The sequence below is a fragment of the Pseudodesulfovibrio sp. genome, from assembly GCF_028692895.1.
Lineage (GTDB): Bacteria > Desulfobacterota > Desulfovibrionia > Desulfovibrionales > Desulfovibrionaceae > Pseudodesulfovibrio.
Map to the genome: position 1 here is coordinate 37,939 of NZ_JAQUWN010000016.1, position 26,045 is coordinate 63,983.

The following is a 26,045-nucleotide window of genomic DNA, read 5'->3' on the forward strand; positions in this document are numbered from 1 at the left end:
GACGCCGACCGGCGTCCGCCCCTTTTTTCGCGTCACGCGCCCCCCGCGCAGCCCGACCCCGGGCCTGTGGCAGGGCCAGGTTGTGCAAGATTGTGCAGGAGACAAAGTGCAACTTTCACACTTTGCACAACCGTTGCGCCAACAACAAATTTTTAACTCTTTGTAATTATTGATATAAATTTTTGGCACGCCTTGTGCTTAACGGGAGACATGCACGATGCGGCAACCATCACTCTCATCATCCTGACCGTAGCGTTGTTGCGACGGTCCCTCCTTACCGATCCGGACGCCGACCAGGGCGTCCGGAGAGGGGGGGAGGAGTTCGATGGGGACAAATTCGGCTCCAAGGCGATCTGTCCGGTGACGGTGCGAACGGGTTCCCCCCAGCCCTTCCGCCGAAACAAGTCCCGGTAGGCGGCCTTAGCGCATATACCATACCTCCCTTGAAACGGCAGTTTCAAACCTCAACCTCCTCACCTCATGGACCCCAAACCGAAAAAGGCCGCGAAAGCGGCCTTTTTCACTGGGGTACCGGGCGGACCCGGCGAAATTACTTCGCGCTCTTCTTCTCGGTCATCTCGCGGATGGTCGCGTCGCCCGGAGTCAGCGAACGGACGTGGCGCTGACGCATCAGCTCCACCACGCGCTTGTCCTCATGCGCAAAAACAGAGGTCTCCACGCCGCGATACTCGATTACCAGTTCGTACATCATTACACCTCTTGCTGATTATCCCAGATCGTCCGATCCGGTCCTGGCCACCGTGAGCGGGGTCGATCCCCCGCCCTGGCCCTTGGCGCCGAAGTCGGCGGAAACGACCTTGGGCCGGACCGTTTCGGCCGCCTTGGTCATGCTGATGGCGCCTTCCAGCACCGCGCCCTGCTCCACCACCAGCACCGGGGTGGAGAGGCTGCCTTCGAGCACCGACGTCTTTTCCAGCACCGTCCGTTCCTTCACGGTCACGTCGCCGCGAATGCGGCCGCAGGACGTCAGCCGTCCCACGTTGATCGTGCCCGTGACCGTGGCCTTGCGGCCCAGGATCAGGTCGCCTTCCGTGGAGATCTCCCCCTCGAACTGGCCGTCAATGCGGACCGCGCCGACGAAATCGAGCTTGCCCCGATACTCGGTTCCCACGCCAAGGAAGGCGTTTAATTCGGAATCATTGCTTTTTTTCTTGCTGAACATACCCATTTTCGTGCCTCGCACAAGGTAAGAGGGTGACGGGGATTCCGTCGCCCGGCAACAGCCATATCGGAGCAGGCAGGCATCCCCTATACCCTCGCGCCGAACCGAACGCCACATTTTTTTCGCCGCGCCGGACCGCGAACCCGCGTCCGCCGGGCCCGGGCCCATTCCACCCGCTTGCCCGCGCCGATGCGATCCTCGACCGCGCAGTCGTTGGCCCAGCAGAAGGCGCGGGCCGCCCCGGTGCGCAGCGCCGGCATAGGCGAGCATGTCCATCAACCGATTTTGCGCCTGCGCCCCCCCCGTGCAAGGCGGCCCCTTGACGGGCCGGGGCCGCGCTCCTACTGTCGGTCCATGAAACGAAGCGAAATCAACGCCCTCATCCGCGACGCCAAGGCCTTCTTCGACTCCTTCCAGTTCCGTCTGCCCCCCTGGGCCTTCTGGGGCCCGGAGGACTGGAAGGGCAAGGGCGGCGCCGAGGTGGTCCGCCACCAGCTCGGCTGGGACCTGACCGACTACGGCGCGGGCGACTTCGAACGCAAGGGGCTCATCCTCTTCACCCTGCGCAACGGAGACCTCGCCGATCCCGAGGCCAAGAAGTATGCGGAAAAGATCATGATCGTCCGCGAGAACCAGATCTGTCCCATGCACTTCCACTGGGCCAAGACCGAGGACATCATCAACCGGGGCGGCGGCAACCTCGTGGTCGAGCTCTACGGCTCCACCCCGGACGAAGGCCTCTCCGACCAGCCCGTCACCGTGCTCGTGGACGGCCTGGCCCGCCAGGTCCAACCCGGCGGCACGGTGATCCTCGCCCCCGGCGAGTCCATCTTCCTGACCCGTGGCATGTACCACCGCTTCTACGGCGAACCCGGCAAGGGCAAGGTCCTGGTCGGAGAAGTCTCCGCCGTCAACGACGACAACGCCGACAACCGCTTCCACGAACCGCAGGCCCGCTTCCCCCACATCACCGAGGACGAACCGCCCCTCCACCTCCTCTGCACCGACTACCCGAAATTCGTGTAGACGGATGCCTCCGGCGGCCGGGGGGAAGTCCCTCGTGGCCGCACGGCATGCGGTGGCGGTGGGGGAGGATGAGGTTGGTTGGGGCTAGGTCTCGGGGGTCGCCAGGGCTTCGGCCAGGAGCTTGCGCAGGCTCGCCTTGGTGAAGGGCTTGGCCAGGAAATGGTCGCACCCCGCCGAGAAGGAATGCTTGCGGAACTCGTCGAAGGAATGGGCGGTCAGGATGACGATGGGCGTCCTGGGGCGGCCCGTCGCGGCCTCGTGGACGCGGATGCGCCGCGTGGCCTCCAGGCCGTCCACGCCCGGCATCTCGATGTCCATCAGGATCAGGTCGTAACGGTCGGCGCAGGCCATCTCCACGGCCCGGTCGCCCTCCTCCACCTCCACCAGGCGGCACCCGGTCCGCTCCAGGAACATGCGCAGGATGAGCCGGTTCTCCTCGGCGTCGTCGGCGATGAGGAAGGTCCGGCCCGCAAAGGGCTCGGCAGCCTCCGGCCCGGCCGCCGGCTCCGGGGCGCGGCGCCCGCCCCCGGCCTCGGCCAGGGGGAGCCGGACCTTGAAGACCGAGCCTTCGTCCACCTCGCTGGCCACCGAGATATCGCCGCCCATGGCCCTGACCAGGCGCTGGGTGATGGCCAGTCCCAGCCCGGCCCCGCCAAAGGCCCGGGTGGTGCTCCGGTCCTCCTGGGTGAAGGGGTCGAAGATGCTCTCCAGGTGCTCCCCGGCCACGCCGATGCCCGTGTCCCTCACGGAGATGACCACGTCCCCCCCGGCCTCGCCGCTGGGCAGGATGTCCACCTCGATGGCCCCCTCGTTGGTATACTTGATGGCGTTGGAGACGAGGTTGACCATGACCTGGCGGATCTTGCCCGCGTCGCCGATGCGCTTGGGGGTCAGGCCGGGCGCGACGCGGCAGGCCAGGCGCAGCCCCTTGGGACGGCACAGGGGCGTGAAGAGCAGGTCCAGGTCCCGGCAGACCTCGGCGAAGTCGAAAGGCTCGGACACGACCTCCACCCGCCCGGACTCGATCCTGGAAAAGTCGAGGATGTTGTCGATGACGGACTGAAGCTGGCTCCCGGCCGCCCGGAGGGTCTCGATGCACCGGTCCTGGGTCGGGTCGGTCGGCGTGTCCTCCAGGACCTCGACCATGCCCAGCACGGCGAAGAGCGGGGTCCGGATTTCATGGCTCATGACCGCCAGGAACTGGGTCTTGGCCTCGCTGGCCGCCTCGGCGAACTCCTTGGCCATGACCAACTGCTTCTTGACCACCTCGGAGGTCACGTCGGCCAGGTAGACGTCCACCGCCGCCTCGCCCGAGGCCAGCACCGTCCGGCTGGCCCGGACCCGGCCCCAGAACCGACGGCCGTCCCGCTTGCGGAACTCCGCCTCCAGGGAGACCCTCGGCTCCCCGTCCTCCAGCGCCCGGACAAGGGCCGCCCACTGGCCGGGATCGACGAACAGCGCCGCGAAGTTGGCGGCCATCAGGTCGTCGCGCTCCTCCTCCCCGTACTGGAACAGACGCAACAGGCTCGGGCTGACGAGCAGAAACCCGCCGCCGGGCGAGAGGCGGGCGATGCCCTCCCAGGAGTTGTCGAAAATGCGCATCAGCTCGCGCCGGGTCTCCAGCAGCTCGATCTCGCGGTTGTCCAGTTCGTCGGCCACCTGGTTGAAGATGACCCCGACCATGGCCACTTCGTCGCTGCCCTTGCACTCCACGCGCGCGGTGCGGTCCACCTTGTAGCGGACGATGGTCCGGGCCAGCTCGGTAAGCGGCGTGATGAGGTGGCGGCCCGTGGCGGAAAAGACGTAGAGCAGCCCGCCGCCGGACAGCACGACCAGGGCCAGGGCCAGCAGGGCCAGGGCGTTCAGCCGCCGCTGCATGGCCGAGAGCCTCGCCTCAAGCGCCTCGTTCGACCGTTCGTAGAGCACCTTGAGCCGGTCGGAGAGCTCGCCCTGAATGCGGCTGAGATGCCGAACGGCGTCGGGCGTGAGCTGGTCCTCGTCTATGGAGTGCAGCAGCCGCTTGGAAAAGACGAAGACCGCGTGGAAGGACCGGGACACGTCGTGCAGGGACGCCTGGTCCACCGAGGCGTCCCCGGCCAGCTCGCGCAGGGAGTCGTAGAAGTCCTTGGCCATGCCGTCCAGGTTCCGGTACGAGGCCGCGACGTCCGCCGCGCCGGGATGGCCCGACTCCAGGACCTCCCGGTGGACGGCGCTCAGGATGGACAGCTCCTTGAGCAGGAGCTGCTCCTTGCGGTGGCGCAGCTCGGTCAGGGTGGCGATGGACCCGGAGAAGACGTTGACGATGTAGTAGCTGAGCAGGCAGGACACCGACAGCAGGACCGCCGCGACGCAGACGCTGGCCGACAGCCGTGAACGGATGAGCACGGCGCGCCCCTTACCGCGTCAGCTCGACGAGCCGCCACCCAGTCTCCGGGACGGTCGCGACCGAGCAGGTGTAGTGCTCCCCGTCCAGGGTGACGTGGAACCGGTCCTCCCTGAACAGGGTTTCGCCGAGGCGGCGGATCGACTCGTCCGGGTTGTTGGCCAGCCTGAACTCCTCCGGGGCGTATTCGTCCGTCTCCACGCTGTCGGTGTAGTAGTAGATGCCGAGCGCCTGGAGCGGGAGCGCGCGCCGCAGGGGCTCGGTGGCGCAGAGCACCAGCGAGTGGCGGTCCACCAGCATCTGCATCCGGTCTTTGCGCAGAAAGGTCCGTCCCACTTTTTCGAGCATGATGTCGCACCCCACCGCGCCCAGGAAGGCGTCGCCCGCATAGGCCGGAGCCGAGGCCGTGCTCACGTAGCCGTTGCCCGTGGCGTCGATGTAGGTGTCGACCCAGACGGTCTTGCGCCCGGGGTCGCTTTCGGGCTCGGTCAGGGAGAACGGCTTGTAGGCCTCATGAAAATCCACTCCCGGCGGCAGCAGGGAGACGGCGTCGAAGGGCGGGTAGAACATCCCGACGTGGTCCGTGGTCAGGACGTAGGCCAGCTCCACCATCTCGTTGGCCCGCGCGTAGTCGATGATGGGCTGCTCAAAGCCGCGCAGGACCCGGATTCGCCGCCGCTCCGCCTCCCCGATGGGAATAAGGCCGGACGCCCACATGCCGCAGCCGCCCACGTCCTTCTTGTAGAAGGCCTTGCCCTCGAAATACGCGCAGTCCGGGTCCAGGTCGCCCGGGACCCGGTCCAGGTCCGTGGCGGCGAAGGTCCGCCCGATTTCGTCCCGGATGGCCTCGATGCCCTGGCGCGCCCGGACCAGGGCGGCATTCAGGGTCAGGGCCTGAAGCCCGAGCTGCTCCCCGGCCCTGTCGGCCGGATCGGCGCACCCCGCAAGCAATACGGCCAGCACGAGCGGCAACAGGCGGCCCCACGCCGCCCATCGGAATTTTCGCTTCCCCATCGGCATCCCTACCCCGCTGCACCGTCCGCGCCCGCGCGCCGCCACGCCCGCGCCGGTGCCGTTGCGCCGGAATCCGGCAATGACCCTCCGGTCCGGCTATTACCTATGCCGTGATTTTATATATTTTTCCCCGATAGTATTCCACACCTTCCTTGTGAAAGTTTCGATCCGGCGGAATGGCGCAGTCGGCGGACAGGCCGCGAAAAGAAAAAAGGGCGGGCCGCCCGAACCTGGCGACCGCCCCCCCAAGCCCCGCGACAAAGCGGGCCGCCCCAGAATGGAGAGACGCGAGGAGCAAGAAGCGACAAGCCCGAAGCGTACTCCCCGTTCGCGAGGATTGGATTCGCCCCGTCCCGGGGCTCACCCCTGCGGGGCGGCGGCGAAGCAGGCGTCCGAATCCGCTGCCCTGCGGATTTGTGATCTCTTCGCAGCGACGAAGCAGAGCGCCGTTCTGGGCCAGTCCGCTAGGTGCGCTTGAGGGCGGCGGTGAGGAGGCCCGCGCCAATCAGGGCGGAGCCGCCGACGCGGTTGACGGCCTTCATGGTGCGCGGGTTTGTGACGGCCGCGCTGGCCCGGGCGGCCAGGAGCGCGTAGAGCGCGGCGTTGACCACGGCCAGGGTCACGAAGGTCGCGCCCATAATCAGTTCCTGGGGCAGGATCGGGCTGGCGTGGTCGATGAACTGCGGCATGAAGGCGCAGAAGAAGGCGATGGACTTGGGGTTGGTGGCGGTGACGACGAAGGCGCGCAGGGCGTCGGCCCGGCCGGAGGCGGGACGGATGCGGGCGAGGTCGGCAGCGAGTTCGGGCCGGGAGCGCCAGGTCTTGACCCCGAGGTGGATGAGGTAGGCCGCGCCGATCCACTTGAGGGCGGTGAAGAGCGCGGCCGAGGCGGCCATCAGCGCGCCGAGCCCGGCCAGGGAGGCGGCCATGGCCACGGTGTCGCCCAGGCCGACCCCGAGGGCCAGCGGCAGGGCCGCGCGCTTGCCCGCCGTCAGCGAGCAACTGACCACGAGCATGATGGTCGGTCCGGGAATGACCAGGACGACGATGGTGGCGGCGAGAAAGGCGAGATACGTTTCCGGGCTCATGGCGGGCTCCCTTGTCAGGAGCCAAAGCCTATCCGGCGACGGGCGCTCCGGTCAAGGGCTGCGTGGCGCCCTCCTCCTTCTCGTCGGGCAGGAGGAAGTAGAACTCGTTGCCGCAGTCGTTGTGGCTGTAGCCCACGCTGCCGCCGTGGAGCTCCACCACCTGGCGGCAGAAGTAGAGGCCCCGGCCGGTGCCCTGCTCGTGGGCCACGTTGGGCGCGCGGAAGCCGGGCCTGAAGACGTCCATGGGATTGGCCAGGTCCAGGGGCTTGCCCGAGGTGGTCAGCCAGAGGCGGACGCCGGGCCTGCCCGGCCCGAAGGCGTCGGGCACGCTCCGCCAGCCGTAGGTCATGAATTTGCCGGTCCGGCCGTCGGGCAGGGTGGCTATCTCGGTGTACTTGACCGCGTTGGAGACCAGGTTGGCGAAGACCTGGGAGATCAGCCCACGGTCCATGACGAAACGGACCGAGGGCTCCTGCTCGCCATCGAGGGGGCAGCCGATCTCGATGCCCCGCTCCTCCAGCCGCTGGCGGTAGCGCTCGATCTGCGGCTCGATGACCCCGGTGAGCAGATCGGCCGAGCGCTTGACCAGGACGTAGCGCCCCTCCTCGAAATGGCGGCGGCGAAGCAGGGTCTCCAGGAACATGGAGGTGGTCTCGTAGTGGCGGTAGATCTCCTGGTACTGGGCCTCGATGGCGGCGGCGGTGACGGCCAGGCGGTTGCCCTCGTTCACGGCGGCCTCGTCGCCGCAGCGGACCAGACTGGTCAGGACCTTCTCGGTGGTGACGTGCAGCTCCTCGATGCGCCGCTTGAGCCGGTTGAAATAGAGCTTGAAGTACATGTTGGGCACGATGACGTTGTGCCCGATGTCCTGGACCATGGACTTGATGAAGCTCAGGTGCTCGCGGTTGTGGGCGCGGATGATGCGCTGGTGGAGCTGGTAGCCGATGCGGTTGACGTATTTTTCCAGGAAGAGCCGGTCGCGCGGCTCCAATCCCCCGCAGGGGTAGAGCTCGAAGCAGCCCAGGATGTTGTGGGGCGGCACGAAGGAGAGCAGGTCCGCGTATTCCGGGTTGCACGGGATGGGGATGAACAGTGAGCCGTTGCTGTCCACGATCCGCGGCGAGAGCTCGGCGTCCCAGGTCCGGGTGCGCTCAAGCTCGCAATCCCCGGCGGAGCATCCGGCCAGGACGAAGGTGTCTTCGGCCTCCAGCAGGTAGAGGCGGCTCTCCAGCCCGAACAGGGCCCGGGGCAGCATCAGGCAGACGGCGTAGAACATCTCCCGCCCGCGAAACTCCTGGGCGAGGTCGAAAAAGATGTTCAGGGCGCGGACCTGGCGCAGGGAGAAGTCGTACCCATCGTAGTCGTCGAGCTTTTCCTCGATGCGCTCGACAACGTACCGGCACCGCTCTTCCCTGTTCGGAAAGTCCTGGCCGTGCACCCTCTTGCGGCGATTCGCCGTGTGGTCGTCCGGAGTGGTCATGCCTCCTCCATCGGGCTGAGCGCCGTCATCGGCACTGCCATCAAGCATACATCGTGAATGAAAACAGCACAAGACGGTGCACAAACCATTTCCCGAAAGGAAAAGGGGCGGGGGGCGCGCTCCCCCCGCCCCGGTCCAGGCGCGATGGCGGCTACCTGCCCGTGTGATGGGCGTTGGCCGTCACCTCCTTGAGGTGGCAGACCCCGCAGTTGCCGTCCGCGCCGATGGTGCGCGGATTGCCCTGGTACTGCATGGGCCCTATGTTGTCGCGGTTCCTGCCGTACTTGTTGACGGTCGGATAGTTGGCGTGGGGGCTGTTGTGGCAGGCGATGCAGGCCAGGGCCCCCAGCTTGTCGCCGGTGAAGCGGTAGAGGCCGGGCCCGCCCCTGGTCCAGGCGTTGAAGGCCACGGAGGTCTTCCGGTCGGGCTTCACGCCGTAGGCGACGTGGCAGGTGGCGCAGTCCGGCTCCTGCATCCAGGGCAGGCGCGGGTTGATGGCTTCCTTGCTCTCGCCCAGGCGCGGGCTCAGGTTGGCCATGAGCCGCCTGGCCCCGGCCTTGCCCGCCTCGTCCTCGTGCTTGAGCAGCGAGAGGGCGTGGTCCTCCAGGTAGCCGTGGCAGCGCACGCAGCCGATGTCGGCCTGGGCGTGCACGCCGCGCAGGCAGCGGGTCGGCCCGTCGGGCCGGTTGGGATGGCAGTAGGCGCAGGCTTCGGAGCCCCGGCCGGACAGGAAGTTGGCGTGGAAGCCGTGGATGGCCGCGGGCAGGTTGAGCAGCCCGGGCTGTCCCTCGGCCCCGAGGACCGGGTCGGGATGGCAGCTCTGGCACAGCCGGGGCGCGCCCCCCTGGGCCGCCGCCGCCAGCTCGGTGTTGCTCAGCCGGTCGTGGGACATGAGCACGTCGCGGCCGGTCCGGGCGGAGATGCCCGCCAGGTTGTCCACCTTCCAGGGGCCGCCGTGGCAGTTCTTGCAGCCCATCTCCGTGGAGGTGGGGGCCGCGGTCCGGGTCTCGGCCAGGAGCTCGCCGGTCTTCTCGTCGCGGGCCTGGACGGTGAAGAGGGGATACGGGTTGAAACCGCCGGTCTCGGGGTAGGGCTTGACCGGGATCAGGGCCGCTTCGAACCACTTGTGGTCCTCGTGGTACTTCATCTCGCCCTTCAGGCCGTTGCCCGCCAGGCCCACGTTGTCCGGCGGCTGCGCCCCGAACAGGCTCTTGGCGTGCGTCCAGAAGTCGCAGACCTTGGACGGGTTCTCGAACCCGGGCTCCACGAAGTAGGTGATCCTGACGCCCGAGGTGACCACCGCGGGTTTGTCGCCCCGCCGGACGAGCTGGGCGAAGAGGTCGTTGGCCGGGGGCAGGAGCACCCACTCGGCATAAGCGTCGGAGATGCAGTGCATACCCAGGTTGTTCCAGGCGAGCAGCACGTATTCGGCCTTTTCCCTGTCAAAGGACGGGATGTCCACCGGCAGGTTGCGGCCGGCAAAGGGGATGTTGCCCGGCTTGCCGCCGTGCAGCCCGTCCACGATGTAGGTGGCCAGGGCGAGCCGCTCGGCCAGGTTCCCCGCGAACGGCGGCATCATGGACTGGAGCTTGCCCATGCCCGACAGCTTGGCGTCCATGCCGATGACCGGATACTTCTCGGTCAGCGGCAGGATGTCGTTCATGGGCCCGCCCACCGAGTGGCAGGGCGAGCACTGCATCTGGAAGAGCTCCCGGCCCGCCTCGACACGGTTCGCGTCCGTGATCTCGTGATGCCTGACCCACCGCGCCGTCGGCAGCACGCCGGTCTCGGCGAAGCGGGCCACGTCCGCCGTGCGGACCTGGGTGGAATACATGAAGCCGTGGATCAGGTACGGCTTGCGTGCGGCCTCGCGCAGGAACTCGAAGGAGCCGAGGAAGCAGAAGCCGAACACCAGCAGCACGGCCGAAAGGGCCACCCGCGCGCCCCTGGGCAGCCGGACCAGCAGCACGGCCCCGGCCACGAAGGTGGCGGCCGCGAAGACCGGCGCCAGGCGGTAGAACCGGGTGATGCGCGCGGCCTTGACCGCCAGGCGCTCCAGCGCCTCGGGCGGCAGCGCCGCCGTGTACCACCAGCCGAAGCCCACGGCCAGGAGGACCGGGATCACCGTCCAGCGCACGCAGGCGCGGTACACGGCCTCGCGGGCCTCGGCGTCCGGGATGCGGTGGGCCGTGATGAAGCCGAACAGCCCGGCGATCATGGCCGCCATGGACGTGCGGAAAAAGAGCGAAGGCCAGAAGGACGGGTTGAAGAACCCGGCCCAGAACCCGCCGCCCTCAAGCCAGCCGCCCGGCGTGAGCATGAAGCCGATGATGCCGTTGATGAGCAGGAGCGACAGCCAGGCGAACACGCAATAGAGCCAGCCCACCACCAGGTGGTCGCGGCGGCGCATCTTGTCGAACCGGTAGTGGTAGAGGAGCAGGGCCACGATCTCGGCCAGGAAGCAGACCCACTCCGCCGCCCAGCCGAAGACGAAGGTGTGGATGAGCGTGGACGTGGCCGCCGGGGCCAGCACCGAAATGGTGAACCAGATGCCCACGCCCGTCATGCCGCCGAAGACCATGGTCACCAGCAGGAAGAATTTGGTGTGCTTCTTCACGTAGTCCAGAAGCGCCGGTGACTCCCGCTTGTAGGCCATGGACTCGAAGACCGGCAGGAAAAAACCGCCGCCCACCGCGAAGTGGGCCACGAAGACGTGAAAGACAGCGATCAGGGCGATGAAGAAGCCGCCGCCCAGGGTGGTGAGTTCCCAAATGGGGTACTGCATGGCCTAGCCCTCCTTCCCGCCGAAGGCGAGCCTCAGCATGTACGCCACCACCGCCAGCCCCACGGCCAGCGTGCCCAGGAAAAAGACCAGGGGCGAGAACTCGCCCGTGACCTTCAGGCTCGCGGGCGAAAACCAGGGAGCAAGCGTGGCCGACCGGGCCAGGGCGCGCACCCCGGCCATGGCCAGCACGGTCAGCACGGTCCAGGCCGCGGCCGGGACCGGCTTGCGCGCGGCGCCCGCCGCCAGCGCGCCCACGGAACAGGCGACGGCCGCCAGCAGCGTCGCCGTGGCCAGGGGGGAGTCGCCCAGGAAGGCGAGCAGCACCGGACGGCCGAGGGCCATCAGCCACCACAGCCCGGTGGCCATCTGGACCAGGGTGAACACGAAGAACGCCTTCATCCCCGCCTCCACGTTGGCCCCGCCGCCCGAACACCGGGCGTACAGCGCCAGAGCCAGACCTCCCACGGCCAGCGAGGCGAACAGGAAATGCAGGGACCTCGGCGCAAAGGTCGGGTCCGAAACGTTCAGGAACGCCCCCGCGCTCCCGCCGATCCCCACGGACCAGGCCGTCGGCCGGATCATCAGCGAAACCACGCTGGTCATGACCAGCGCGATGCACAGGATCAGCCCGAGCCCGAGCAGCAGGGAGCCGCCTCCCCCGCCCCGCCGGGCCGCGTGCTGGTGGATATAAAGCAGATAGTATCCGCAGATGAGCAGCCCCACCACCGCCAGCCACCAGCCCGCCGAAAGAATGGAGCTGGTGTAGAACAGATTGCCGTAAATGACCTGCAGGAAGAGGAGCGGAGCCACCCCGAAATTGACGGTCAGGGCGAAGACCGTGGGCAGCCTGCCGGAAAAGGCCGCTGCCGCCGGGTCGCGCCGCCACCGCAGGTACAGGGCCGCCGCCGCGCCGCCCACCAACACGTTGACCATCAGGATGTGCAGGGCGAACGTCAGGATGTTCAGCCCCTCGAACCAGACCCAGCCCACCGGAATGGCGTCCGGGGTGGGAATGAGAGCCCCAGGATTCATGCTTGCCTCCTTGTACGGTGATGCACGACAACGGATCGTTTTTTGAAATATCATTAATCCGGCAAAGACACATTATAAATGATCATCTGTTCCGACATGCGGACGGCCGGGACCGGCGCGGCCCCGCGCATTTACTGCCGGGCGAATTTGTGCCAAAGTCCGCCGAACCCGCGCGACCGAGAGGAGAACATGGAAAAAATCATACTGGTGCACGTGACCGGCGGCGACCGCCCCGGACTGACAAAGGAACTTTCCGGCGTGCTCGCTGACTACGACGTGGACGTCCTGGACATCGGCCAGGTCGTCATCCACAATTTCCTGACGCTCGGCATCCTCATCCGCCTGCGCTCGGACTCCCAGCCCGTGCTCAAGGACCTGCTCTTCAAGGCCCACGAGCTGGGCGTGACCATGCGCCTCCATCCCCTGGACGAGGCCGACTACAACACCTGGGTCCGGGGCGCGGACAAACAGCGCCACATCATCACCCTCCTGGCCCGCGCCCTGACCGCCAAACAGATCGCCGCCGTCACCCAGATCGTCACCGACGCCGGGCTGAACATCGACACCATCCACCGCCTCTCGGGCCGCGTGCCCCTGGACGGCGGCGCGCTGCAATCCTCGCGCGCCTGCGTGGAGCTCACCGTGCGCGGCACCCCCAACGACATCGCCGCCATCCGCTCCCGCTTCCTCGAAATCTCCGCCGAGCTGGAGGCCGACATCGCCTTCCAGGAGGACAACCTCTTCCGCCGCAACCGCCGCCTCGTCGCCTTCGACATGGACTCCACCCTCATCCAGGCCGAGGTCATCGACGAACTGGCCAAGGAAGCGGGCGTCGGCGACCAGGTCGCCGCCATCACCGAGTCCGCCATGCGCGGCGAACTGGACTTCAAGCAGTCCCTGCGCAAACGCCTCTCTCTCCTCGAAGGGCTCGACGAATCCGTGCTCAAATCCGTGGCCGAACGCCTGCCCATGACCGAAGGGGCCGAACGCCTCATCTCCACCCTCAAGCACGTGGGCTACACCATCGCCATCCTCTCCGGCGGCTTCACCTACTTCGGCAATATCCTCAAGAACCGCTTCGGCATCGACTACGTCTACGCCAACGAACTCGAAATCGTGGACGGCAAACTCACCGGCAAGGCCCTGGGCGAAATCGTGGACGCGGAACGCAAGGCCGATCTGCTCCAGAAAATCGCCGCCAAGGAAAACATCTCCCTCCAACAGGTCATCGCCGTGGGCGACGGCGCCAACGACCTGCCCATGCTCAACCTCGCCGGACTCGGCATCGCCTTCCACGCCAAACCCAAAGTCAAACAGGGCGCCCGGCAGTCCATCTCCACCCTCGGACTGGACTCCATCCTCTACCTCATCGGCCTCAGCGACCGCGATCTGGAATAGCAGGCCGGGCGAGAGCGGACGTGCGGCGGGGGGTGCCCCGGTAAGCAGTGCGTCGCTCCGCCCGCTTTCTTCGGCTCCAGCCGTTACCCGGCACGGCGGGGGCGAGCGGGCAGTCCGTCCCCGCGGACATGCGTCGCTTGAGCGAGCTACGCCCCCCTCCGCGAAAGCGGAGAGTGGATTCCAGCTTCAGCCGTTGGCGAGTCTTCGATCCTTACACGGATGAAGACAGCAGCGATAAGGCTGCCTTTGGCGGGTCCAGGGCAGCGCCCTGGTCTCCCCGAAGGGGCCCCCGGAGGCATTCTTCCCCCTGCCGATCCGCCGTCGCCCGCTACAGGTTGCGTTTGCAGGCGAGCGGCATGCGCCAGCCGGTGCCGAAGGAACGGGGGGTGAGTTTGATGCCGGGAGCGGCCTGGCGGCGTTTGAATTCCGCGCCGCGCACGAGGGTGAGGACGCGGGCGACGGTTTGGGGGTCGAAGCCTTTGGCGCTGATCTGGTCGGCGGTCTGGTGGTGTTCGATGTGCAGGGCGAGGATGGCGTCCAGGGTGTCGTAGGGCGGGAGGGAATCCTCGTCCTTTTGGTCCGGGCGCAGTTCGGCGGACGGGGGCTTGGTGAGGATGGCTTCGGGGATGTGCGGGGCGATGGTCTGGTTGTACCAGCGGGCGAGGCGGAAGACGGAGGTCTTGTCCACGTCGGCGATGACTGCGAAGCCGCCGGACATGTCGCCGTAGATGGTGCAGTAGCCCACGGCGAGTTCGCTTTTGTTGCCGGTGGTGAGGAGCAGGGCGCGAAACTTGTTGGAGAGGGCCATAAGCAGGTTGCCCCGGATGCGCGACTGGATGTTTTCCTCGGTGATGTCTTCGGGCAGTCCGGCGAAGGGTTCGGCCAGGGTGTCGGCGAAGGAGCGCATGATGGGCTCGATGGGCAGGGTGATGGTCTTGAGGCCGACGTTTTGGGCCAGGGCGAGGGAGTCGTCGATGGAGCCCCGGCTGGAGTAGGGGGAGGGCATGAGCACGCAGGTGACGTTTTCGCGTCCCAGGGCTTGGGCGGCGATGACGGCGGTGAGGGCGGAGTCGATGCCGCCGGAGAGGCCTATCAGGGCGGTGGAGAAGCCGGATTTGCGGGCGTAGTCGCCGGTGCCGGTGACCAGGGCCCGCCAGGTTTCGTCTTCGCGGGCGAGGTCGGGCTCGGTGAGGGGGAGCCGGCTGGCGGTATCCACGAGAAAGACGGACTCGGCGAAGGGCGCGCCGCGCGCGATGAGGGCGCCGTCGGGCGCGAAGGCGAGGGAGCGGCCGTCGAAGACCAGGTCGTCGTTGCCGCCGGTCTGGTTGGCGTAGACCAGGGGGACGCGGTATTTGCGGGCCACGGCGGAGAGCATGTCGACGCGCAGGGCCTGCTTGCCCAGGGAGAGGGGCGAGGCGGAGAGGTTGACGATGAGGTCCGGGGCGTGCGCGGCGGCCTCTTCAAGGGGGTCGCGGGCGTAGGTGCGGCGTTCCCAGTAGTCTTTGTCGTTCCAGGCGTCCTCGCAGATGGTGACGGCGATGGTCCGGCCCTGGAAGCGGAGGATGTTGGCCTCGGGATTGCCGGGCGGCGCGGGCTCGAAGTAGCGGGCCTCGTCGAAGACGTCGTAGGTGGGCAGGAGGGTTTTGCGGAAGGTCCGGCGGACCTGGCCGCGTTCGCACCAGAGGGCGCAGTTGAAGACCTGCTTGCCGGGGCCGGGATTGGGTTCGGCGCAGCCGAGCAGGAGCGGGGCCTGGTCCGCGAGTTCGCGCGCGAGTGCGTCGGCGCGGGCGCGGGCGCGGGCGACGAAGGCGTCGTAGAGGAGCAGGTCGCGGGGGGGGTAGCCGGTCAGGGCCAGCTCCGGGGTCAGGCAGAGGTCCGCGCCCATGGCGGTGGCTTCGCGGGCGGCGCGGGCGATGCGCTCCGCGTTGCCGTCCAGGTCGCCCACCACGGGATTGATCTGAAGCACGCCGATTTTCATGGACTCCTGATACGCCAAAGCCGGGCCACGGGCAACCGGAGAAGCGCGCCCCGCCTTGACAATATCCGGCCGGGAGGTCATTTTCCCGCACAGTGTCACGAACCCGGCGTCCGGGGTTTCCCTTCCGCCGCAGCACTCCCGAACAACCATGGAAAACAATAAAATAGCGGCCCTGGTGGAAATCGGCATCCTCTGCCGGGGCGAGGACGTGCCGGTTGCGGACGGCGGCTCGCCGGACCCCGGGCCGCACGCGTATTCCGGCCACAACCAGTTCTGTCGTTACGAGTCGCCCCATTACCAATTCCCCTATGGGGACTCGAAGCCCCCGGCGTTTGTCCTCTTCAAGCCGGACACGACCATGGCCGAGGCCCTGGGCCGGACGCGTCTGTTCGTCTTTCTCGGCGCGGCGGACAGCCCGGAGTTCCGGGCGGCCATGGCGCAGCGTGACGCCCTGGTCTTCTTGTTCGAGGCGGACGACCGGGCGCTGGAGGCGTTCCTGGAGACCGCGGGGCTGCCCCGGCTCAACCGCGAGGGGTTCTTTCTGTTCACGGGCGATCCGCGCTCGTTCAACCCGGCCCTGATGGACATGCTGCCCTCGCCCCTGTTCAAGCGGGGGACGCCCGCCTTTTTCCTGACCGAACGCATCCGCCGGGACTACGGCGAGTGGGCGGACGGGGTGATCGAGTACATGGAGATTCTCCATTACCGCCACGCCGTCTATCCGCTGAGCGGCCAGTTCCTGGCCCGGTCGCACCCCCTCCGGGACATCAAACGGAGCTACATCTTCGACCAGGTGGCCCACGCTTTTGACAACGTTCCGGCATTCCTGCGCTTTCCCGAGCTCTCCCGACTGCGCAACCGTATGCGGGGCGGCAGCGCCATCCTGGTGGCCGCCGGGCCGGACCTGGCGACCCGGCTGGACTACATCCGCGCGAACCGGGACCGGGCCGTGGTCATCGCGGTGAACAACGCCCTCAAGCCCCTGGCCGAGGCGGGCATCCACCCGCACATGGCGGTGATCAACGACGTTTCGCTCATCGCGGGCAAGGTCTTTTCCCACATCCCCCGAATGCCGGAGACCATCCTGGTGGCCCAGTGCCTGTGCGACCTGGGGGACGACCGGTTCGTGCAGAAGTTCCTTTTCGACGACTACCTGCCGGACGTCTTCGGCCATCGCGGCAAGCTGCGGCTGCACGGCTCGGTCATCTCCACGGCCTTCAGCCTGGCCGAGTACCTGGGCTGCGCGCGGACCGTGCTGGTGGGCGCGCAGCTCTGCTCCAACAACCCCTGGGGGCTCAACTACGTGCAGGGTACGGTCAAGGACGCCCCGATCTCGGCGGAGCGGCCGCTCATCAACCGCCATCCCCAGCTCTGTCCGGTGACCACGCCGTTCGGCGAGACCCTCTACACCACGCTCAACTTCCGGGACGCGGCCCTGTGGCTGGCCGAGGTCGTCCGGCTGTCCGGCATGGCCTGCGTCAACACCTCGCGCCAAAGCATCCTCTACGGCCGGGGCATCGAATACGACGAGGCCCCGGCGCTGGAGCCCTGGGACGTGGACGCGGCGCACGCCGCGCTGTTCCGGGTCGGCCCGACCTGCCGCAATTTCGCCGGGGCGGCGGACTTCCTGCGGCGGGAGGCGGGACTGTGGCGCAACGTCCGCCAGGTCTCGGAGCATCTGTTGCAGGAGAGCGGCCCGGTCTTCGTGGCCAAGGGCATGGCCATCCTGGGGCAGATGGACCGGACCAACATCTCCTACATGCTGCAACGGTTCGAGGAGTTCTACAACCGCCGGTTCCACCGCTGGTGCTTCGAGGGCGACGGATCAAAGCGGGAGTACGGGCTGCGCTACTATTTCGAGTACGTCGAGCGCATGAGCCGGAACCTGCTGGAACGGCTGGCCAAGTCGTCGGGCGAGTGCCGGAAGCTGGCCGGAGAGGCCGGGATCAAGGTCTGACGGCGTCCTGCCTGCGGGCCTGTCCCTCGGCCAGCCAGCGGCGGTACCAGGACAGGCACAGACAGGTCATGGGCAGGGCCACGAGCAGGCCGAGGAAGCCCAGCAGCTTGCCCCACACGGACAGGGAGAGCAGGATCATCCACGGGGTGAGCCCCAGGCTCTCGCCCTGAATGCGCGGCACCAGGAACAGGTCCTGCACGGCCTGGACCGCGCCGCAGACCAGCAGGACCAGCCCGGCCCCGACCAGGGGCGAGCCCCCGGTCTCCAGCGCGGAGAGCATCCCCGCCAGCACGGCCGGGATGATGCCAAGGGTGCCCAGGTAGGGCGCGATGTTCAGCACGCCGATGAGCATGCCCAGCACCACGGCCAGGGGCAGGCCGATCAGCAGGAATCCGATGGAGAGGAGCGCGCCCACCAGCAGGGCGATGACCACCTGGCTGCGGAAGTAGCGGCGCATGGTGGCCTCGAACTCTGTCGCGAAGGCAACGGCGCGGTCGCGCCACGGTTCGGGCAGGTAGCCCCGCCATCCCTCGCGGATGCGGCCGAAATCCGCCAGCAGAAAGACCAGGTAGAGCAGGACCACGCCCGCGCTGACCAGCCCGCCGAGCACCCCGAGGGTGCCCTGGAGCACGCTGCCGATGCCGGGCAGCAGGTGCTCGGACCCGCTCTTCAGCAGATTCATGGCCCCCTCGCCGCTGAACAGGGCCTGGACGTCCGGCCGGGTCGCGAAGTCGCGCAGCCACTGCCAGAGGTCGGGCGGCAGGAAGGCGCGCACCCTGGCGGCCAGGCCCGAGTCGTCGGCCAGTTGGCGCAGGACCGCCCCCATGGCCGAGAACTCCGCCGCCACACGGGGCACGACGAGCCAGGCCAGGCCGACCAGGAGCGCGGCCAGCCCGGCCACGGTCAGGAACACGGCGGCCGACCGGCTGCGGACCCGCCGCTCCAGGGCCGTGACCACGGGATTGAGCAGGTAGGCCAGCAGCAGCGCGGCCACAAAGGGAACCAGGGCGTCGGCCAGGTGGCCCAGGAGCCAGATGATCCCCGCGCCCGCAGCCAGGGCCAGGACCATGCGGACCACGCGGTCGAAAGTGTACGGTCGGTCGGATTCGAACATGGGCCACCCCGGAGCTGTCGGTTGGAGAAAGGTGGCGGCGAAGCGGGCGACGCCCGTTTTTCCGTCCTCCGCCTTGGTATCAGGCGCGGGCCGTTTGTTCAACCTGGAGAAGGGCTAGAGCAGCAAGGCCGAGACGGCCGCCCCGGCCAGGATCACCCAAAGCACGTCCACGCCCCGGCGCAGGGCCACGAAAGCGGCCAGCCCGACGGCGATCTCGGCCGGGCCCCAGTGGACCGAAACCAGGAAACGCGCGGCCACGGCGGCCATGAGCCCCACCAGGGAGACCAGGCTGCCGCGCAGGGCGCGCCGGGCCAGGGGCGAACGGATCAGCCGGTCGGCAAAGGGCGCCGCCGCGCACAGGAAGATGAGCGACGGCGAAAAGACCGCGACCGTGGCCGCCACCGCCCCGGCCAGCCCGGCCACGGCGTAGCCCACAAAGGCCCCGGTCATGACGATGGGGCCGGGCGTGACCTGGCCCAGGGCGATGCCGTCCATGAACTGCGCGCCGGTCAGCCAGCCGCGCGCCTCCACCACCTCGTGCAGCATGAGCGGCACGGACACGTACCCCCCGCCATAGGCGAAGCAGTCGATCTTGACCATGAGCGCGCCCAGGTCCAGGAGCTTCGGCGAGGCCAGGGCCAGCAGGCCCAGGAAAAGCAACAGCCCGGCCAGGAAGACCAGGGCCGACAGGAGCGGCCGCCCGGCCACGGGCGGGACCTCGGCCACGGCCGCGCCGCCCGCCTCGTCGCGGCAGACGAACAGCGCCAGGACGCAGATCGCCGCCAGGGCCGGGATCGGGTCGCCTCCCAGGCCGAGCCAGATTCCGGCCAGGCTCGCCAGGAGCTTGGCGGCCAGGGTGTCCAGGTAGCGCCGGGCGAAATTGATGGCCGCGTGCAGGATCAGGGCGATGACCACCAGTTGCAAGCCGCCGAAGGCGGCCGCCACTGCGGGCGTCCCGTGCGCCGAAAAGTAGAACTCCGAGAGCCCCGCCATGAGCAGAAAGGCGGGCAGGCCGAACCCGAGGTAGGCGGCCAGAGCTCCGGGCCCGCCCCTGGCCCGCAGCCCCACGTAGGCCGCCATCTGCATGGCCGTGGCTCCCGGGATGAGCTGGCACACGCCCATGCCCAGGCGAAAGGCGTCCTCGCCGAGCCACCCCTCGCGGTCCACGGCCATGGCCCGGATGTAGGGCACCATGGCCGGGCCGCCGAAGGCGGTCAGCCCCAGGCGAAGGAAGCGGGCGAAGATGCGGAAAAGCGGCGGCCGGGTCATATACCTACCCTGATGCCACGGCCCGACCCGGCGCGCAAGGCCCGGCACGCCGGGGACCATTCCTGCATCCCGGTGCGCAAAATCCGGCGCGCACCCGGCGCTCCCCAACCCGCCGCCGATAAAAACATCAATTATTCCGGGAGACCTCCTGCCCGGCACGCCCGTTGCTGCCTGTCCGGCGAAACGCACGGGCCCACAGCCCTTTCAGGAGAACACCATGAAGCACCTCATCGCCTGCATCCTTTTCCTCTCCCTGCTCACCGGCTGCGCGGCCAACCAGGCCCAGAGCGGCGCGGGCCTGGGCGGCCTCATCGGGGCCACCGTGGGCGCGCTCACCTTCAAGAACAAGATCTCGGGCGCGGCCATCGGCGCGGGCGTGGGCGCGGCCGTCGGCTACATGGTCGGCAACGAGATGGACAAGGGGGACCGCACCCGGGTCGCCCATGTGCTGGAGAACGCGCCCTCCGAAGAACCCGTCTACTGGGACAACCCGGACCGCCACGTCCGCTACCGGGCCGTGCCCCACCCGCCCCGCCGTCGCCACGGCCGCATCGAGCGCGACGTCACCCTGCGCGCCACCATGCCCGACGGCCGCCACGAAACCGTCCACGCCAGGGCCTACCGCCAGCCCGACGGCACCTGGCGACTGGTCCGGTAGCCTCGCCGCCGCACATATATCCCTATAGCCCCGGAACGCCGCCGCGCCTCCCCGGCCCGGCGGCGTTTACCATTTTTGTCGCATGTGATTGCGGATAAAAAAATAGTTGACAATTCATTTGTCGTTTAAGTAAAAATCGCACATAGATTTTTTCCGAAAGCAAAGATTTCGCAACGTGGAAGAACGCATGAAGAAAATGCTCGATGGCAACGACCGCCGACTCATCTCGGCCCTGAGCGGGGACGGGCAGCTCTCCCCCGCCAAGATCGCCGAGGACATGGGCGTCACCGCACCCACCGTGCGCTCGCGCATGAAGAACCTGATCCGCTCCGGCGTGCTCAAGATCGCCGGGCTCGTGGACCCCATGCTCACCAGGGGCCTGACCGTGGCCCTGGTCGGCATTTCCGTGCACAGCCACGAGCAGCTCGGCGAAAAACTGGACCAGATCGGCGCGCTGCCGCGTGTCAACTGGTGCGCCGTGGTTACCGGGCGATACGACATCATTGTGGAAATCGTCTGCTCCGAAGACATCGGCGACCTGTACGACTTCCTGGATCAGGACCTGTCCGGCGTGGGCGGGATCAACTCCAGCGAATCCTTCGTGGTCATGAAATCGCGGCGTAAATGGCTCTGCCTCCCCGACGCCGTGGTCGAATCCTTCAATTCACAACCCTAGGGCCGCTGCCGCGGCGCTGCACCGCACAAAGAGGAGTCCCCCATGATTATCGGTATCCCCAAGGAAATCAAAACCCTGGAAAATCGTGTCGCCATGACGCCCGGCGCGGTGTCCTCCCTGGTCCGCCAGGGCAATGACGTGATCGTCGAGGCCGGAGCGGGCCTGGGCAGCGGCCTGGCCGACGATGAATACGCGGCCGCCGGGGCCAAGCTGGTCTCCGCCAGCGAGGCCTGGGCCGCCGAAATGGTCATCAAGGTCAAGGAGCCCATCGAAAGCGAATACCGCTACCTGCGCGGCGACCTGCTCCTCTTCACCTACCTGCACCTGGCCGCCGATCCCGACCTGACCGACGCACTGCTCAAGTCCGGCACCACCGGCATCGCCTACGAGACCGTGCGCTCCAAGGACGGCACCCTGCCCCTGCTCACCCCCATGTCCGAAGTCGCGGGCCGCATGGCCACCCAGGTCGGCGCGCACCTCCTGGAGAAGACCCAGGGCGGCCGCGGCATCCTCCTGGGCGGCGTGCCCGGCGTCAACCCGGCCGAAGTCCTCGTCCTCGGCGGCGGCATCGTCGGCACCAATGCCGCCCGCATCGCCATGGGCATGGGCGCCCGCGTGACCATCCTCGACCTCTCCCACGCCCGCCTCCAGTACCTCGACGACGTCTTCCAGGGCCGCATCACCACCATGATGTCCACCGAACCCAATATCCGCGAGCTCATCACCCGCGCCGACCTCGTCATCGGCTCCGTCCTCGTGCCCGGCGGCAAGACCCCCAAACTGGTCACCCGCGACATGCTGCCCCTCATGAAGGAAGGCTCCGTCATCGTCGACGTCGCCGTGGACCAGGGCGGCTGCGTCGAAACCAGCAAGCCCACCACCCACGACCACCCGACCTTCATCATCGACGGCGTGGTCCACTACGGCGTGGCCAACATGCCCGGCGCAGTGCCCCGCACCTCCACCTTCGCCCTGGTCAACCAGACCGCGCCCTACGCGCTCCGCCTGGCCGCCAAGGGCCTGGCCGCCCTCAAGGACGACCCCGGCTTCCTCCTCGGCCTCAACACCTACAAGGGCAAACTGACCTGCCCGGCCGCCGGCGACGCCCTTGGCATCGAAGCCATCAACCCCGAAGACGCCTTCTAAAAGAACAACACACCCCCTCATAAATGAAACGCCCCCGGACCACTGCGGTCCGGGGGCGTTTCATTTTGCCGATGCGGCGAAGCGGCATCAATGGAATGCCGCCGGCGGCCTCTCCGGGGGGACCACCGGATTCGCAGGCCGCCGCAAGTCCGGGAGGGGGCTATTCGGGCGTGCCCTTGAGGATGAAGGCTCCCTTGAAGGCGGGCAGGAGTTTGTCGAGGGCGGTGCGGGCGGCGGTTTTGTCGGTGAAGGCGCCCGCCTGGACGCGGAACTGGCCGTCGTCGGTCATGACGAGCTTGGAGCCGTCGTATCCCCGGTCGATGAGCGAGGCGAGCACCTTGTTGGCGTTTTCCAGCTCGGAAAACGAGCCGACCTGGACGTAGAACATGTCGCCCATGACTTCGGGGGCCACGGCCGCGTCGGCCTCGGGAGCGATGGCCGCAGGCTTGGCGGCGGGCGCGGGCGCGGGCTTGGCGGCCGGAGCCGTGGCCGGGGCGGGCTCGGCGTCCAGGTCGCCTTCGCTGACCTGGGGTTCCGGGGCTTCGGCCTCCTTGGGCGCGTCGACCACGTAGGTCTCCTCGATGACCGGGCCCGGCTCCTGCGGCTTGGCGGCCTCGGGCGTGGCCGCGCTCTCGTCGATGACCTTGGGCGGTTCGGCGTGGTCGCTCCGGGCGGCGGGGGTCGGGCCCACCCGGGTGACGCCCGGCGGGGTCGAGGATTCAATGTGCTGGCGGAAGCAGCCTCCGAGCAGCGTCAGGCCCAGCAGGGTCGCGGCCAGGGCGGTCAGGGTATTGCGGATGATGCGTTTCATGTCGTCCTCCTGGGGTGGCCCCTGCGCGGGGGCTCCGGCTCGGGCGCGCGGCCCGTGCGGATTCGCCGGTCTAGAATTACTCTAAATTACCCGAGTAATCCGCCACTGGCAAGGGCCGGGGTTTCCGTTGCCAGGGAGGGCGCTTTGCCCTACCCTCCGGGCATGGCCTCCCCGCTCGAAATCCTCGGCTCCGTCTTCGGCTACGACCGCTTCATCGGCTTGCAGCAACCCGTCATCGACACGGTCATGGCGGGCGGCGACTGCCTGGTGCTCATGCCCACGGGCGGCGGCAAGTCGCTGTGCTACCAGATTCCGGCCATGCTGCGGCCGGGGGTGGGCGTGTGCGTGTCGCCGCTCATCGCCCTGATGCAGGACCAGGTTCAGGGACTGACCCAGATGGGCGTGCGCGCGGCCTGCCTCAACTCCTCCCTGGACCCGCGCGAGGCCTGGGACGTGGAGCGGCGGGCGGAGTCCGGCCAGCTCGACCTGCTCTACGTGGCCCCGGAGCGGCTGATGCGGCCCGGCTTCCTCGATTTCCTGGCCCGGTGCCGTCCCTGCCTGTTCGCCATCGACGAGGCCCACTGCGTCTCCCAGTGGGGGCACGACTTCCGGCCCGAGTACACGCAGCTCGCGGTGCTGAAGGAGCGGTTCCCGGACGTGCCGCGCCTGGCGCTGACGGCCACGGCCGACGAGCCGACCCAACGCGACATCGTGGCCCACCTGCGCCTGGAAAACGCCAGGGTCTTCGCCTCGGGCTTCGACCGGCCGAACATCCGCTATACCGTGGCGCCCAAGAAGAACCCCCAGCGCATGCTCAAGCGGTTCATCGACGAGAACCATCCCGGCGACGCGGGCATCGTCTACCGCCTGAGCCGCAAGAAGGTCGAGCAGACCGCCGAATTCCTGAACAAGAACGGCATCCCGGCCCTGCCCTACCACGCCGGGCTTCCCCAGTCCGTGCGCTACGCCAACCAGGAGCGGTTCATGCGCGAGGAGGGCATGGTCATGGTCGCCACCGTGGCCTTCGGCATGGGCGTGGACAAGCCCAACGTCCGCTTCGTCTGCCACCTGGAGCCGCCCAAAAGCCTGGAAGCCTACCACCAGGAAACCGGCCGCGCCGGGCGCGACGGCCTGCCCGCCTCGGCCTGGATGTGCTTCGGCCTCCAGGACGTGGCCATCCTCCGCTCCATGATCGACAACGGCGAGGCCGACGCCGCCCGCAAACGCGTCGAACACTCCAAACTGAACGCCCTCTTCGGCTTCCTGGAAACCGCCACCTGCCGCCGCCAGGCCCTGCTCGCCTACTTCGGCGAACACATCGCCCCCTGCGGCAACTGCGACAACTGCCTGAACCCCGCCGAGACCTGGGACGGCACCGTGGCCGCCCAAAAGGCCCTGTCCAACATCTACCGCACCGGCCAGCGCTTCGGCGCGGGCTACCTCGCCCAGGTCCTGACCGGCAGCCGCTCCGACCGCGTGCTCCGCTTCGGCCACGACGCCGTCTCCACCTTCGGCATCGGCGCCGAACTGGACGAAAACGGCTGGAAGTCCGTCTACCGCCAGCTCGTGGCCGCCGGGCTCATCTCCGTGGACCTGGAAAACTTCAACGCCCTGACCCTCAACGAACGCTCCTGGCCCGTGCTCAAGAGCCAGCAGAAGGTCCCTCTGCGCAAGGACCCCGTCGTGCCCCGCGCAACCAAGAGCAAAAGCCGCAAGGTCTCCGCCGCCCAGGCCGACGTGCTCACCACCCCCGAACGCCAGGCCCTGTTCGAACGCCTGCGCGACCACCGCCTCGCCCTGTCCCAGGAACAAAGCGTGCCGCCCTACGCCATCTTCCCGGACCGCACCCTGCTCGAACTCGTCCGCTACCGGCCGCGCACCCTGGCCGAGTTCGGCTGCATGTCCGGCGTGGGCGCGCTCAAGCTCGACCGCTTCGGTCCCACCTTCCTCGAATCCCTGGCCGAACACGAAATCGAACACGGCCGGCCCGACGACCTCGAACCCATCCCCGACGACCGCCTCGACCAGCGCGACCGCAAGCAGGAAACCGAAGCCAAAAAAGAACTGCCCGGCACCGCCCGCCAGTCCCTCGAACTCTTCCGCGAACTCGGCTCCATCGACGCCGTGGCCGAAAACCGGGGCCTCAAGCCCTCCTCCGTCTGGGGACACCTCATCGAAGCCGTCCGCCTCGGCGAACTCGAACCCAACGACGTCCTTCACCTCCCCGCCCCGGAATTCGACAACGTCCGAAACACCATCCTCGCCTTCCGCAACAAAGGCGTCGTCTCCCTCACCCCCGCCTTCGAAACCCTGGACAAGCAATACCACTACGACCTGCTGCGCCTGGTGCGGGCAGGCATGATGCGCGGATAGCAGAGGCGAGAGAGATGCCTCCGGCGGCCCTGCCGGGGGCCGCTTGCCAGCGGGGCCACCTCGCCGGTGGGGCGTCTCCGACGGCCAGGGCTCTGCCCTATCGCTGCTGTCGACGGCTCTAAGACCGAGCAAGCTCGGCCTAAGACCCGACGCGGCCCCGGCAGGGACAAAGCCCCTGCACCCCCATCTCCGCTGCGCGGGCGAGTAGCTTGCGGGTTTGGGAGTTGTTGGCGGGAGGATTGGCTGGCGGCGGCTAAGCGACGTCCGCGAAGACTCGAACGGTCCGCTTTCGCCCTCCGGGACGAAAACGGACCGTTCGAATCTTCGCGGACATTAGCCCACGCCGTGTGAACCGCTCGGTGCAGACGTGAAGGTCATGCCATTACGGCGTCTGAGACAGTGATAGAGGCGGGGTTCTTGATTTGAAAATTAGTCTGCTTCTTTTCCCATAAAAACACCCCGGCTGGGGCGAGCGAGCAGTCCGTCCCCGCGCATGAGTCGTTTCAAGCTACGCCCCCGCGAAAGCGGAGAGTGGATTCCAGCTTCAGCCTTTGGCGGGTCCAGGGCAGCGCCCTGGCCTCCCCGGAGGGGCCGCCGGAGGCATTCCCCGTTCCATCTCGCGCCTTGTCGCCGTCCTACAATCCGGCGCGTTCCAGTATTTCGGCGCACATGTC

General features: G+C 67.9%; 19 protein-coding genes. 7 read left to right on the top strand and 12 right to left on the bottom strand.

Annotated features, from left to right (window positions below; translation table 11 throughout):
• Positions 1 to 550: 550 nt before the first annotated feature.
• Both PHP91_RS05955 and PHP91_RS05960 read right to left on the bottom strand, forming a co-directional pair.
• Positions 551 to 712 carry a hypothetical protein gene (locus tag PHP91_RS05955; protein ID WP_300138308.1) on the bottom strand — a complete coding sequence of 54 codons (162 nt, stop codon included), beginning with the start codon at positions 710 to 712 and terminating at the stop codon, positions 551 to 553.
• A 15-nt stretch (positions 713 to 727) separates the two neighbouring features.
• Positions 728 to 1,183 (bottom strand): polymer-forming cytoskeletal protein, encoded by a 456-nt coding sequence (locus PHP91_RS05960; protein ID WP_300138311.1) that lies wholly within the window; start codon positions 1,181 to 1,183, stop codon positions 728 to 730.
• 354 nt (positions 1,184 to 1,537) lie between these two features.
• Between PHP91_RS05960 and PHP91_RS05965 the strand changes: the two genes are divergently transcribed.
• Entirely contained in the window at positions 1,538 to 2,209 is a 672-nt protein-coding gene (locus PHP91_RS05965) for a D-lyxose/D-mannose family sugar isomerase (protein WP_300138313.1), read from the top strand.
• Positions 2,210 to 2,293: 84 nt separating this feature from the next.
• Here PHP91_RS05965 and PHP91_RS05970 read toward each other — a convergent pair whose 3' ends face one another.
• The 6 genes from PHP91_RS05970 to PHP91_RS05995 form a co-directional block, all read right to left on the bottom strand.
• Positions 2,294 to 4,594, bottom strand: coding sequence for a PAS domain-containing hybrid sensor histidine kinase/response regulator (locus PHP91_RS05970; RefSeq protein WP_300138315.1), 2,301 nt, complete (start codon positions 4,592 to 4,594; stop codon positions 2,294 to 2,296).
• Between the two features lie 10 nt (positions 4,595 to 4,604).
• Positions 4,605 to 5,564 (bottom strand): hypothetical protein, encoded by a 960-nt coding sequence (locus tag PHP91_RS05975; protein ID WP_300138318.1) that lies wholly within the window; start codon positions 5,562 to 5,564, stop codon positions 4,605 to 4,607.
• Between the two features lie 506 nt (positions 5,565 to 6,070).
• Positions 6,071 to 6,694 (bottom strand): LysE family translocator, encoded by a 624-nt coding sequence (locus PHP91_RS05980; protein WP_300138321.1) that lies wholly within the window; start codon positions 6,692 to 6,694, stop codon positions 6,071 to 6,073.
• Positions 6,695 to 6,722: 28 nt separating this feature from the next.
• Positions 6,723 to 8,174 carry a HAMP domain-containing sensor histidine kinase gene (locus tag PHP91_RS05985; RefSeq protein ID WP_300138323.1) on the bottom strand — a complete coding sequence of 484 codons (1,452 nt, stop codon included), beginning with the start codon at positions 8,172 to 8,174 and terminating at the stop codon, positions 6,723 to 6,725.
• Between the two features lie 151 nt (positions 8,175 to 8,325).
• Positions 8,326 to 10,959, bottom strand: a complete 2,634-nt coding sequence (locus PHP91_RS05990) for a cytochrome ubiquinol oxidase subunit I (RefSeq protein WP_300138325.1) — start codon at positions 10,957 to 10,959, stop codon at positions 8,326 to 8,328.
• Between the two features lie 3 nt (positions 10,960 to 10,962).
• The gene (locus PHP91_RS05995) at positions 10,963 to 11,991 is read right to left on the bottom strand and encodes a hypothetical protein (RefSeq protein ID WP_300138327.1); all 1,029 of its coding nucleotides are present in this window, start codon (positions 11,989 to 11,991) and stop codon (positions 10,963 to 10,965) included.
• A gap of 189 nt (positions 11,992 to 12,180) precedes the next feature.
• Here PHP91_RS05995 and serB point away from each other — a divergent pair, with 189 nt between their 5' ends.
• Positions 12,181 to 13,389, top strand: coding sequence for a phosphoserine phosphatase SerB (serB, locus tag PHP91_RS06000; RefSeq protein ID WP_300138330.1), 1,209 nt, complete (start codon positions 12,181 to 12,183; stop codon positions 13,387 to 13,389).
• A 328-nt stretch (positions 13,390 to 13,717) separates the two neighbouring features.
• Here the strand turns inward: serB and PHP91_RS06005 are convergent, their stop codons facing one another.
• Positions 13,718 to 15,367, bottom strand: coding sequence for an NAD+ synthase (locus tag PHP91_RS06005; protein WP_300138333.1), 1,650 nt, complete (start codon positions 15,365 to 15,367; stop codon positions 13,718 to 13,720).
• Between the two features lie 148 nt (positions 15,368 to 15,515).
• Between PHP91_RS06005 and PHP91_RS06010 the strand changes: the two genes are divergently transcribed.
• The gene (locus tag PHP91_RS06010) at positions 15,516 to 17,324 is read left to right on the top strand and encodes a 6-hydroxymethylpterin diphosphokinase MptE-like protein (protein ID WP_300138336.1); all 1,809 of its coding nucleotides are present in this window, start codon (positions 15,516 to 15,518) and stop codon (positions 17,322 to 17,324) included.
• Here the strand turns inward: PHP91_RS06010 and PHP91_RS06015 are convergent.
• Positions 17,314 to 18,438, bottom strand: a complete 1,125-nt coding sequence (locus PHP91_RS06015; protein WP_300138339.1) for an AI-2E family transporter — start codon at positions 18,436 to 18,438, stop codon at positions 17,314 to 17,316. The two genes, PHP91_RS06010 and PHP91_RS06015, sit on opposite strands and share 11 nt — an antisense overlap.
• A gap of 114 nt (positions 18,439 to 18,552) precedes the next feature.
• On the bottom strand, positions 18,553 to 19,707 hold the full coding sequence (gene chrA, locus PHP91_RS06020) for a chromate efflux transporter (RefSeq protein WP_300138342.1): 1,155 nt from the start codon (positions 19,705 to 19,707) through the stop codon (positions 18,553 to 18,555).
• A gap of 217 nt (positions 19,708 to 19,924) precedes the next feature.
• On the opposite strand from chrA, the gene PHP91_RS06025 reads away from it, so the two are divergent.
• The 3 genes from PHP91_RS06025 to ald all read left to right on the top strand — a co-directional run bounded on the left by PHP91_RS06025 (position 19,925) and on the right by ald (position 22,187).
• Positions 19,925 to 20,365, top strand: a complete 441-nt coding sequence (locus PHP91_RS06025; protein ID WP_300138345.1) for a glycine zipper domain-containing protein — start codon at positions 19,925 to 19,927, stop codon at positions 20,363 to 20,365.
• Positions 20,366 to 20,552: 187 nt separating this feature from the next.
• Positions 20,553 to 21,041 carry an Lrp/AsnC family transcriptional regulator gene (locus PHP91_RS06030; RefSeq protein WP_300138347.1) on the top strand — a complete coding sequence of 163 codons (489 nt, stop codon included), beginning with the start codon at positions 20,553 to 20,555 and terminating at the stop codon, positions 21,039 to 21,041.
• A gap of 42 nt (positions 21,042 to 21,083) precedes the next feature.
• Entirely contained in the window at positions 21,084 to 22,187 is a 1,104-nt protein-coding gene (ald, locus tag PHP91_RS06035; RefSeq protein ID WP_300138350.1) for an alanine dehydrogenase, read from the top strand.
• Positions 22,188 to 22,347: 160 nt separating this feature from the next.
• On the opposite strand, the gene PHP91_RS06040 is transcribed toward ald, so the two are convergent.
• Positions 22,348 to 22,998, bottom strand: a complete 651-nt coding sequence (locus tag PHP91_RS06040; RefSeq protein ID WP_300138353.1) for an SPOR domain-containing protein — start codon at positions 22,996 to 22,998, stop codon at positions 22,348 to 22,350.
• A gap of 162 nt (positions 22,999 to 23,160) precedes the next feature.
• Between PHP91_RS06040 and recQ the strand changes: the two genes are divergently transcribed.
• Complete coding sequence (gene recQ / locus PHP91_RS06045; RefSeq protein WP_300138361.1) at positions 23,161 to 25,371, top strand: DNA helicase RecQ; 2,211 nt, start codon at positions 23,161 to 23,163, stop codon at positions 25,369 to 25,371.
• The last annotated feature ends 674 nt before the right edge of the window (positions 25,372 to 26,045 follow it).

What these genes read in the sequence shown, in the direction of transcription:
- PHP91_RS05990 (WP_300138325.1), bottom strand. Translation starts at nt 10,959, where the DNA reads ATGCAGTACCCCATTTGGGAACTCACCACCCTGGGCGGCGGCTTCTTC.
- PHP91_RS05965 (WP_300138313.1), top strand. Translation starts at nt 1,538, where the DNA reads ATGAAACGAAGCGAAATCAACGCCCTCATCCGCGACGCCAAGGCCTTC.
- PHP91_RS06010 (WP_300138336.1), top strand. Translation starts at nt 15,516, where the DNA reads ATGGAAAACAATAAAATAGCGGCCCTGGTGGAAATCGGCATCCTCTGC.
- PHP91_RS06040 (WP_300138353.1), bottom strand. Translation starts at nt 22,998, where the DNA reads ATGAAACGCATCATCCGCAATACCCTGACCGCCCTGGCCGCGACCCTG.
- PHP91_RS05980 (WP_300138321.1), bottom strand. Translation starts at nt 6,694, where the DNA reads ATGAGCCCGGAAACGTATCTCGCCTTTCTCGCCGCCACCATCGTCGTC.
- PHP91_RS06025 (WP_300138345.1), top strand. Translation starts at nt 19,925, where the DNA reads ATGAAGCACCTCATCGCCTGCATCCTTTTCCTCTCCCTGCTCACCGGC.
- PHP91_RS05985 (WP_300138323.1), bottom strand. Translation starts at nt 8,174, where the DNA reads ATGACCACTCCGGACGACCACACGGCGAATCGCCGCAAGAGGGTGCAC.
- ald (WP_300138350.1), top strand. Translation starts at nt 21,084, where the DNA reads ATGATTATCGGTATCCCCAAGGAAATCAAAACCCTGGAAAATCGTGTC.
- PHP91_RS05960 (WP_300138311.1), bottom strand. Translation starts at nt 1,183, where the DNA reads ATGTTCAGCAAGAAAAAAAGCAATGATTCCGAATTAAACGCCTTCCTT.
- PHP91_RS05955 (WP_300138308.1), bottom strand. Translation starts at nt 712, where the DNA reads ATGATGTACGAACTGGTAATCGAGTATCGCGGCGTGGAGACCTCTGTT.
- PHP91_RS06005 (WP_300138333.1), bottom strand. Translation starts at nt 15,367, where the DNA reads ATGAAAATCGGCGTGCTTCAGATCAATCCCGTGGTGGGCGACCTGGAC.
- PHP91_RS05995 (WP_300138327.1), bottom strand. Translation starts at nt 11,991, where the DNA reads ATGAATCCTGGGGCTCTCATTCCCACCCCGGACGCCATTCCGGTGGGC.
- PHP91_RS06030 (WP_300138347.1), top strand. Translation starts at nt 20,553, where the DNA reads ATGAAGAAAATGCTCGATGGCAACGACCGCCGACTCATCTCGGCCCTG.
- PHP91_RS06015 (WP_300138339.1), bottom strand. Translation starts at nt 18,438, where the DNA reads ATGTTCGAATCCGACCGACCGTACACTTTCGACCGCGTGGTCCGCATG.
- chrA (WP_300138342.1), bottom strand. Translation starts at nt 19,707, where the DNA reads ATGACCCGGCCGCCGCTTTTCCGCATCTTCGCCCGCTTCCTTCGCCTG.
- recQ (WP_300138361.1), top strand. Translation starts at nt 23,161, where the DNA reads ATGGCCTCCCCGCTCGAAATCCTCGGCTCCGTCTTCGGCTACGACCGC.
- serB (WP_300138330.1), top strand. Translation starts at nt 12,181, where the DNA reads ATGGAAAAAATCATACTGGTGCACGTGACCGGCGGCGACCGCCCCGGA.